The sequence below is a fragment of the Streptomyces durbertensis genome (genome assembly GCF_014156695.1).
GTDB classification, from domain to species: domain Bacteria; phylum Actinomycetota; class Actinomycetes; order Streptomycetales; family Streptomycetaceae; genus Streptomyces; species Streptomyces durbertensis.
Genome location: NZ_WMLF01000008.1, coordinates 24,518 through 34,021, shown reverse-complemented (window position 1 = coordinate 34,021; position 9,504 = coordinate 24,518). Strand labels below are relative to the sequence as shown.

The window sequence follows — 9,504 nt, the reverse complement described above, 5'->3', positions numbered from 1 at the left end:
CCGGTGGGGTGCCGGGGGCCGGCCGGTCAGCGGTCGGTGCGGCAGGTGCGGAGCACCAGCGCGGAGTTGAATCCGCCGTGGCCGCGCGCGAGGACCAGCGCGGTCCTCAGCTCCGCGTCCCTGGGTTCCCCGACGACCAGGTCGACGGGGTACTCGGCGGCGGGAGCGGCGACGTTCACCGTCGGCGGGACCACGCCGTCGCGCAGCGCCAGCAGCGCGGTCGCGGCGTCCAGCGCGGCGCCTCCGGCCAGCAGCCGGCCGGTCATGGTCTTGGGGGCCGTCACGGGCACGCCGTGCGGGCCGAACACCGCGACCAGCGCGTCGACCTCGATCCGGTCGAGCCGGGGCACGCCGGAGGCGTCGGCGAAGACCACGTCGACGTCGGCGGCCTCCACTCCGGCGTCGGCGAGCGCGTTGTCGATCGCCGCGCGCAACGCGGGCGGCCGGCCGGACCCGGGAGCCGGGTCGAGCGTCGCGGCGTAGCCGGCGACCTCGCCGTAGAGCCGGTCCACGCCGCGGGACCGGGCCGTGGACAGCTCCTCGGCGATCAGGATCGCGCCGCCCTCGCCCGGCACGTACCCGCTCGCGTGGTCGGAGAACGGCAGGAACGCCCGGGTCGGGTCGTCCACCTCGCTCATCAGCCCGGAGGCGATCTGCGGCACCCAGCCCCAGGGGGCCAGCGGCGCGTCCACACCGCCGGTGACGACCACCGGGAAGCCCTTGCGGACGTGCCGTCTGGCCTGTCCGATCGAGTCGATGCCGCCGGCCTGCTCGGTGAGCAGCACCCCGCTGGGGCCGCGTAGCCGGTGCCGGATGGAGATCTGGCCGGTGTTCACGGCGTAGAACCAGGCGAAGGACTGGTACGCGCTGACGTATTCCCGGCCCTTGCTCCACAGGTTCGCCAGTTCGCGCTGGCCGAACTCGACCGCGCCGCCGGACGCGGCGGTGACCACGCCGACGCCGTACTCGGGCAGTTCGGCCGGGTCCAGGCCGGCGTCCGCGAGCGCCCAGTCGGCGGCGGTGAGCGCCAGCCGGGTCATGCGGTCGGTCTGCGGCAGCAGCCGGCTGGGGATGTGCTTCTTGTCCTCGTAGCCGGTCACCTCGCCGGCGATCCTGGAGGGGTAGCCGGTGGCGTCGAAGCGCCGGACCTCGTCCAGCGCGGACTCGCCGGCCAGGGTGGCCTTCCAGAAGTCCTCGGCGCCCAGGCCGTTGGGCGCGACCACGCCGAGACCCGTCACCACGGTCCGTGTGCTCATGCGCTGCTCCTCTCGGGACGGGGCGGGCGGCCCGCGCGGTCCGGGCGGGTCAGCACCATGGCGCTCTGGAAGCCGCCGAAGCCGCTGCCGACGCTCAGCGCCACGTCGGTCCGCTTCTCCCGGGCCGTCAGCGGGATGTAGTCCAGGTCGAGCTCCGGGTCCGGCTCGTGCAGGTTCGCGGTGGGCGGCAGGACGCCGTGTTCCATGGCCAGTGCGCAGGCCGCGATCTCCAGCGACCCGATGGCGCCCAGGGAGTGGCCGATCATGGACTTGATCGAGCTGATCGGCGTGCGGTAAGCGTGCTCGCCCAGGCTGCGCTTGAACGCGCCGGTCTCGTGCCGGTCGTTCATCTTCGTGCCCGAGCCGTGCGCGTTGATGTAGTCCACGGCGTCCACCGGGACCCGGGCTTCGGCCAGCGCGGTGTCGATGGCCTCGGACATCTCCCTGCCGTCCGGCTTGAGGCCGGTCATGTGGAAGGCGTTGCAGCGGGAGGCGAAGCCGGCTATCTCGGCGTAGACGTGCGCGCCGCGCCGCCGGGCGCTCTCCAGCTCCTCCAGGACGAGGATCGCCGCACCCTCCCCCAGCACCAGACCGCTGCGGGTCCGGTCGAAGGGGCGGCAGGCGCTCTCGGGGGTGTCGTTGCGCGGTGTCGTGGCGTGGATGGCGTCGAAGCAGGCGGAGGTGATCGGGGAGATCGGGGCCTCGGTCGCGCCGGCGATCACCACGTCGCAGCTGCCCTCGCGGATGAGCTCGACGGCGTGGCCCAGCGAGTCCAGTCCCGAGGTGCAGCCGGTGGACACGACCGCGGCCGGTCCTTCGGCGCCGGCGGCCTGGCCGACCTCGGCCGCCATCGAGCTGGGCACGAAGTGCCGGTAGAGCTCGGGAATCGCGTACTCGTGGTCGACGCACCACGTGCGGCCGCCGTCGCTGACCACCGCGTACTCGCGTTCCAGGCTGGTGGTGCAGCCGACCGCGCTGCCGAGGGAGGTGCCGATCCGGCCGGGCGCGTGCGCGTCCGGTTCCAGGCCGCTGTCGGACAGCGCCTCGCGGGCGGCGACGACCGCGAACTGCGCGGCCCGGTCCAGCCGGCGGGCCTCCTGGTGGCTGAGCCCGGCCGCCAGCGGGTCAAAGTCGCACTCGGCGGCGACCTGGGAACGGAACGGCGAGGGGTCGTAGAAGCTGATGGTCCGGGTCGCGGTGCGTCCCTCGGTCAGCAGACTCCAGTACTCCTTCACACCGATCCCGCCGGGGGCCACGACGCCCAGTCCGGTGATGGCGACACGTCGCATGTTCGCTACCTCGCCTTCGACGGGGCGGGATGCCGGGCGGGGCACCTGCCGGGTGGAACTGTGCGGGCCACTGTTGATCCCTTTCGTCGGTGTCACTGCCGAGCCGGTGTGACTGCTTGTGCCGCGTCCCGCCATGGAACGCCCGGTCCCTAGACCGCCGCTTGTGCGCTCATGGACCAACCGGCCGGTCAGGTGGGCGGGTTGCCGTGCTTGCGGTCCGGTACCTCGGCCTTCTTGGCGCGCAGCACGGCAAGCGTGCGGACCAGTACCCGCCGGGTGTCGGCGGGGTCGATCACGTCGTCCACCAGGCCGTTCTCCGCCGCGAAGTAGGGGTGCATCAGCTCCGCCGTGTACTCCTTCACCAGGCGCGCCCGGGTCGCCTCCGGGTCGTCGGACGCGTTGATCTCCCGCCGGAAGACGACGTTCGCGGCGCCCTCGGCGCCCATCACGGCGATCTCGTTGGTGGGCCAGGCCAGGGCGACGTCTGCCCCGATGGAGCGGGAGTCCATCACGATGTAGGCGCCGCCGTACGCCTTGCGCAGGACCAGCGACACCCGGGGCACGGTCGCGTTGCAGTACGCGTACAGCAGCTTCGCGCCGTGCCGGATGATGCCGCCGTGCTCCTGGTCGACCCCGGGCAGGAAGCCCGGGACGTCGACGAGCGTCACCAGCGGGATGTTGAAGGCGTCGCAGGTGGAGACGAACCGGGCCGCCTTCTCGCTGGCGTGCACGTCGAGCACGCCGGCCGACACGTTCGGCTGGTTCGCGACCACCCCGACGGGATGGCCGTCCAACCGGGCCAGCGCGCACACCACGTTGCGGGCCCAGCTCTCGTGGGTCTCGAAGTACTCGCCGTCGTCGACGAGTTGCTCGATGACGTCCCGGACGTCGTAACCCCGTCCGGGGTCGGCCGGCACGATGTCCAGCAGCGCCTCGGTCCGCCGGTCTGGGCTGTCGGCGGAGGGGGCGCGGGGCGGCGTCTCCCGGTTGTTGGCGGGCAGGAGGGAGAGCAGGTACCGCACGTCGGCGAGGCAGTCGGCCTCGTTGTCGTAGGCGAAGTGGCAGACGCCGGAGACCCGGGAGTGGACATCCGCCCCGCCCAGCTCGTCGTGGCTGACCTCCTCCCCGGTGACCGCGCGCACCACGTCGGGGCCGGTGACGAACATCTGCGCGTTGTCCCGGACCATGAAGACGAAGTCGGTCAGGGCGGGGGAGTAGGCGGCGCCGCCGGCGCACGGCCCGAGCATCACCGAGAGCTGCGGGATCACCCCGGAGCAGGCGGCGTTGCGGCGGAAGATGCCGCCGTAGCCGGCCAGCGCGGTGACACCCTCCTGGATGCGCGCGCCGGCGCCGTCGTTGAGGCCGACCAGCGGCGCGCCGGCGGACTCCGCGAGATCCATCACCTTGTGCACCTTGGCCGCGTGCGCCTCGCCGAGGGCGCCCGCGAACACCCGGAAGTCGTGGGCGTAGGCGAACACCGTCCGCCCGAACACCTCGCCCCAGCCGGCGACCACACCGTCGCCGTGCGGCCGGCGGTCCGCCATGCCGAACCGGGTGGCGCGGTGCCGCCGCAACGGTTCGATCTCGGTGAACGTCCCCTCGTCGAAGAGGAGTTCCAGGCGTTCGTGGGCGGTGAGCTTGTTCCGGGCGTGCTGCCGGCGGGTGGCGGCGGGGTCGGGGCCGCGCCCCACCTCCGCCTTCAGCCTGCGCAGTTCGTCCGTCGCGCGACGCAGGTCCGGGCCTGCCGCGGCCGTGGCGGTGTCGTCGAGGATCGTCATCGGCGCACGGTAGGAACGCCGGCTCGAAAGGGGCTGGAGGCCGGACGCGCCCCGACCCCTCAACGCCGGCGCGGGGTCAGCCGCCCGCCGGGACCTCCAGGTCCAGTGACGGGTCCGCCGAGAGCACGGCCTGGTGCAGCCGCCGCAGCCGCGGTGACGGCTCCATGCCCAACTCGTCGATGAGGGTGGTGCGCAGCCGCTGGTACGCCTCCAGCGCCCGCCAGGCCCCGCCCGCCCGGTGCAGGGCGGTCATGAGCTGCGCGCAGAAGTTCTCGTGCATCGGGTGCTTGGCCACCAACACCCGAAGCTCCGCGACGAGTTCGCTGTGCCGTCCGAGTGCCAGGTCGGAGTCGATGCGGCGTTCCAACGCCGCCATCCGGTCCTCCTCCAGGCGCAGCACCTCCAACTCCAGGACCGTGCCCACCCTCACGTCGACCAGCGCGGGCCCGCGCCACATCTCCAGCGCCTGGCGGTGCAGGTCGGAGGCGGCGGCGTGGTCGCCCGCCTCGAAGGCGGCGCGGCCGGTCGCGGTGAGCCGGGCGAACTCCTGCGCGTCCACGTGGCCCGGCTGCACCTGGAGCAGATAGCCGCCGTGCTGGGTGACCAGTACGTCCTTCGCCCTGCGGGTCGGGTCGCCGTCCAGCGCCGCGGCGATCCTCCGCCGCAGCTGGAGGATGTACGTCTGCAGGGTGGTGGCCGCGCTGCGCGGGATGTCCTCACCCCAGATCTCCTCCATCAACGTCGGTACGGTGACCACGCGGTCGGCCTGGAGGGCGAGGAGGGCGAGGATCTGCCGCGGCTTGGCGGCGGTCGGTACCACGGACACGCCGTACTGCCGCGCGCTCAGCGGTCCCAGGGCCTTGATCTCCATGTGCGTTTCCCCCTTCCGGGTACTGCTTGTCTCTCGGTCTCTGGGTCTTCTCGGGGTCTGTTCGGTCTTCTCGGGGGCTTCCGGGGTCGGGGACTCCGGGGTCTCCGGAGCCCACTCGGGGCCTCTGCCGAGTACGCCCCCGCCGGCACTCCAGGGACACGGACCGAGCCTCGCACCAGGCGCCTCGAGAGCCCAGTGAGCCGCTCACGAAGGCGAACGTGAAAATCTCATGCCGGGATGGTGAAGACCGCACTGGGCTGGAAACCGGACGCCCTGCAGAATCCTCAGCGACGGGAAGCCGAGCACGACACACCGTGCTCCAGCCGCTACGGGAGGAACACATGTCCGTCTCCACAGTCGCACCGCTTTCTGCTGCCGTGGCCGGCACCGCCGGCACCGCCGACGCCACGTTCGCCGTGCTCGCCGCCCGTACGGCCCTGGAGTCGGACCTGGCGAAGCGTTACACCACCGACCCGCTCTCGGTGCTCGCCGAGTTCGGGCCGGCCGCCGCCGAGCCGGTCTACCACGCGGGCCACTCCGGTCTCACCATCGAACGGCTGGACGGTTCCGGTACGGTGCTCACCACCAACTGGACCTGGCGCGGATGACCGTGGCCGGAAGGTCGTCGAGCGGCCTCCGGGTCGGTTTCAAACGCCATCTGCGGGTGGACGTCGTACCCGACGAGGCCGTGTACGTCCTCTCCGAGCAGGGAACCACCGTGCTGCACGGCGCCGGGGTGCGGGATCTCGTCCCGCTCCTGGACGGCAGCCGCACCCTGGACGGTGTGCTCGCCGACGCGCCGCCGCACCTGCCGCCCGTCGAGGTGTGCGAGCTGATCGGCGAGCTGGCCCGTGCCGACCTGGTCGGCTACCGGGACCCGGCGGTGGACCCGGCGGTCGAGGCCTACTGGGAGCTGGCGGGAGTGGGTGGCCCGGGGGCGCTGGCGTCCGTGCGGGCCACCCCGGTGGAGGTCGTCGCGCTCGGAAACGCGGACGGCTCCGCGGTGCGGGAGGAGTGCCGGGCGGCCGGTCTCCAACTGGCCGGCTCCGCACGGTCCGCGGCGTTCTCCGTGGTGGTCTGCGAGGACTACCTCGACCCGGCTCTGGCCGAGCTGGACAGGGCGCGCCGGGCCGCCCGGCAGCCCTGGCTGCTGGCGCGGTCCGGGGGCCCGGAGGTGTGGGTCGGGCCGGTGTTCGGCGTGCCCGACGGCCCGTGCTGGAGGTGTCTCCAGCACCGGCTGCGCGGCCACCGGTCCAGCCAGGCGGCGGTCCAGCAGGCGCTCGGGCTGGCAGGGCCGGTGCCGCTGCCGCCCGCCTCGCTCGCGGCCGTCCGCATGCTGGCCCTCCACACGACGGTGCTGGAGGCGCTCAAGTGGGTCGCGGGCATGCGGTACCCGGGCCAGCGCGCGGTGTGCCGGCTGGACACCCGGACGCTGGCCAGCCGGCACCACGAGGTGCCGCGTCGGCCGCAGTGCCCGGGGTGCGGCGACCCCGGCCTGGTGGGCAGAGGGCTCAGCCGGCCGGTGGTCCCGGTCTCCCGGCCGAAGGCGGACGGCGGCGGCAACGACCGCGCGATGACGCCGGCGGCGGCGCTGGAACGCTACCGGCACCTGGTGGACCCGATCACCGGTGTCGTCGCGGAGGTCAGGCCGGTACCGGGCGCGCCGTCCGGTTCCCGGCGGTACGTCTCCGGCCGGAACCTGGCGCTCGCCGGCAGATCGCTGGCGGCCGTGCGCGGCGGGCTGCGCAGTCACAGCGGCGGCAAGGGGGTCACCGCGCAGGAGGCCGAGATGAGCGCGCTCGGCGAGGCGGTGGAACGTTACTGCGGGACGCGGCAGGGCGACGAGGCCGTGGTACGGGACACCCTCACCTCGCTCGGCTCCCAGGCCCTTCACCCGAACGAGTGCCAGCTGTACGCGGACTGGCAGTTCGCGGAACGCGGCCGGTGGAACGCCGCCCACGACGCGCTGCAGGCCGTGCCCGCCCCCTTCGACACCCGCGCGCTGACCGACTGGACGCCGGTGTGGTCGCTCACCGCCGGCGCCCACCGGTTGCTGCCCACCCGGATGCTCTACTTCGACCCCGACGCGGGCGCCGACCCGGACGCCCACGGGCCCGGACTGACCGCCGACTCCAACGGCAACGCCGCGGGGACGAGCCTGGAGGACGCCGTGGTGCAGGGCTTCCTGGAAGTGGTCGAGCGGGACGCGGTGGCGCTGTGGTGGTACAACCGGCCGCGCCGGCCGGCCGTCGACCTCGACGCGTTCGACGAGCCGTGGCTCGCCGAGGCCCGCGCCGGCTACGCCCGGCTGGGCCGGGAGCTGTGGGTGCTCGACCTGACGGCCGACCTGGGCATCCCCGTCATGGCCGCGGTGTCCCGGCGTACCGGCCCGGCGGAGCGGATCAGCTTCGGGTTCGGCGCGCACACCGATCCGAGACGGGCCCTGCGCCGCGCGGTGACCGAGATGTGCCAGCTGCTGCCCCCCGGCGAGGCGGCCGGGGACGGCAACGGGCCGTGTGCGCCGACCGGGAACGCCGCCCTGGACGCCTGGTGGCGGCACGCGACGGTGCGGAACCAGCCGTTTCTCGTGCCCGACGCCGGCCAGTCGGCGCTCGGCCCCTCGGCGTACGACCACCGTCCGCGCGGCGACCTGCGGGAGGACATCGAGGACTTCGAGTCGCTGGTGCGGGCCCGCGGCATGGAACTGCTCGTCCTCGACCAGACCCGCCCCGACGTGGGGCTGCCGGTGGTGAAGGTGATCGTCCCCGGTATGCGGCACTTCTGGGCGCGGCTGGCGCCCGGGCGCCTGTTCGACGTCCCGGTGGAGCTCGGTTGGCTCGATCGGAGGACCCGGCGTGCCGACCTCAACCCCGTCCCGTTGTTCGTGTAGGCGGTCATATGAATCGGCGTCACGTGACGACATAATGCGGACTGTGCGACGGTCCGTCACTAGGATCTGGTTTCTGTCGGATTTCCCTGACCGAGGAGTCGTGATGGCGGACCGTTCCCCTCCCGGTGGCCGACTGTTCGGTGCCACGTCGTCCGGGGACGGCACCACCGCGGAGGCCGCATCGGGGCGGGGGGCGGGCGCCTGGGCGAGGCTGACCGGGCGGCTGCCCGGCCGCGACCTGCCGCCGCCCCGACTCGCCAGACTCGTGACCGTGGTGGCGCTGTGCTGCTACGGCTCCGTCACCGTGCTGAACGTGCTGCGCTCCAGTGGCCCCGGCATGGCGCCGTCCCGGCTCGTGGCCCTGATCGGCCTGGTGCTGGCCGTGTTCGCCGTGCAGTTCCTGGTGACCTCCTCCGGGTTCCGTCGGCGGTATGTCGGCTGGAGCCACGCCTTGTTGGCGGTGCAGGCGGCGCTCACCTACGGGCCGATGCTGATGTTCGGCGTCTCCTGGGGCAGCATGCAGGGGCCGCTGGCGGCGTCGGTGCTGCTCGTCCTGGGCTCCCGACTGGCCTGGCCGCTCTTCGGTGTCGTGGTGGCGATCCCGCCGGTCCACGCCCACGTCGGCGGTGAACACCCCGCGCAGGTCGGCTACTTCCTCATCGCCGGACTGCTCGGCGGCTTCACGATCTACGGCCTCAGCCGGCTGACCGACCTCGTGCACGAAGTGCACGCCAACCGCGCCCAACTCGCCCGGATGGCGGTCGGTCAGGAAAGGCTCAGGTTCGCCCGTGACCTGCATGACCTGCTGGGTTACAGTTTGTCCGCGATCGCGCTCAAAGGCGAGTTGGTGCAGCGGCTGATCACCACCCGGCCGGACCGGGCCGAGGTGGAGACCGCCGAACTGCTCAGGATCGCCCGCCAGGCGCTGGCCGACGTACGGCTGGTGTCCAGCGGCTACCGGAACATGTCGTTGCGGGAGGAGGCGGAGTCGGCCGCCGCCGTCCTCTCCGCGGCCGACGTCGTGGCCGAGGTGGAGATCGGCTGCGACCGGCTGCATCCCGTCGTGGACACCGTTCTGGCCACGGCGCTGCGGGAGGGCGTGACCAACATCCTGCGGCACAGCGAGGTACGGCACTGCCGGGTGTCGGCGACCGTTGAAGGAGAAGAGGTACGACTGACGCTGGTCAACGACGGCGCGGCGCGCCGTACCAAGGAGTCGGTGAAGACCGATGGCGGTGGCAGCGGACTGACCAACCTGAGCGAGCGCTTTGCGGCCATCGGCGGCCGGCTCACCGCGGGGGCACGGGACGACGGCCACTTCGAGCTTGTCGCGGCGGCCCCCCTCTCGCCCAGGAACAGTGACGGGCCGACGGCCGACGGCACACGAGCGAGCACGCTCAAGGCCGCCGCCTGACCTGCC

The 9,504-nt window shown here is 73.1% G+C and carries 7 protein-coding genes; 3 read left to right on the top strand and 4 right to left on the bottom strand.

Annotated features, from left to right (window positions below; translation table 11 throughout):
• Positions 1 to 26 precede the first annotated feature (26 nt).
• The 4 genes from GL263_RS01275 to GL263_RS01260 form a co-directional block, all read right to left on the bottom strand.
• The gene (locus GL263_RS01275; protein WP_182853644.1) at positions 27 to 1,256 is read right to left on the bottom strand and encodes a ketosynthase chain-length factor; all 1,230 of its coding nucleotides are present in this window, start codon (positions 1,254 to 1,256) and stop codon (positions 27 to 29) included.
• On the bottom strand, positions 1,253 to 2,545 hold the full coding sequence (locus GL263_RS01270) for a beta-ketoacyl-[acyl-carrier-protein] synthase family protein (protein WP_182853643.1): 1,293 nt from the start codon (positions 2,543 to 2,545) through the stop codon (positions 1,253 to 1,255). The genes GL263_RS01275 and GL263_RS01270 overlap by 4 nt, the downstream gene beginning before the upstream one ends.
• Positions 2,546 to 2,733: 188 nt before the next feature.
• Positions 2,734 to 4,323, bottom strand: coding sequence for an acyl-CoA carboxylase subunit beta (locus tag GL263_RS01265; RefSeq protein WP_182853642.1), 1,590 nt, complete (start codon positions 4,321 to 4,323; stop codon positions 2,734 to 2,736).
• Between the two features lie 76 nt (positions 4,324 to 4,399).
• Positions 4,400 to 5,194 carry an AfsR/SARP family transcriptional regulator gene (locus GL263_RS01260; RefSeq protein ID WP_182853641.1) on the bottom strand — a complete coding sequence of 265 codons (795 nt, stop codon included), beginning with the start codon at positions 5,192 to 5,194 and terminating at the stop codon, positions 4,400 to 4,402.
• A 341-nt stretch (positions 5,195 to 5,535) separates the two neighbouring features.
• Here GL263_RS01260 and GL263_RS01255 point away from each other — a divergent pair, with 341 nt between their 5' ends.
• From GL263_RS01255 to GL263_RS01245, 3 genes are all read left to right on the top strand, one after another.
• Positions 5,536 to 5,802 carry a hypothetical protein gene (locus tag GL263_RS01255; protein WP_182853640.1) on the top strand — a complete coding sequence of 89 codons (267 nt, stop codon included), beginning with the start codon at positions 5,536 to 5,538 and terminating at the stop codon, positions 5,800 to 5,802.
• A 56-nt stretch (positions 5,803 to 5,858) separates the two neighbouring features.
• The gene (locus GL263_RS01250; protein ID WP_323379198.1) at positions 5,859 to 8,084 is read left to right on the top strand and encodes a TOMM precursor leader peptide-binding protein; all 2,226 of its coding nucleotides are present in this window, start codon (positions 5,859 to 5,861) and stop codon (positions 8,082 to 8,084) included.
• A gap of 103 nt (positions 8,085 to 8,187) precedes the next feature.
• Entirely contained in the window at positions 8,188 to 9,498 is a 1,311-nt protein-coding gene (locus GL263_RS01245; RefSeq protein ID WP_182853638.1) for a sensor histidine kinase, read from the top strand.
• Positions 9,499 to 9,504 lie beyond the last annotated feature (6 nt).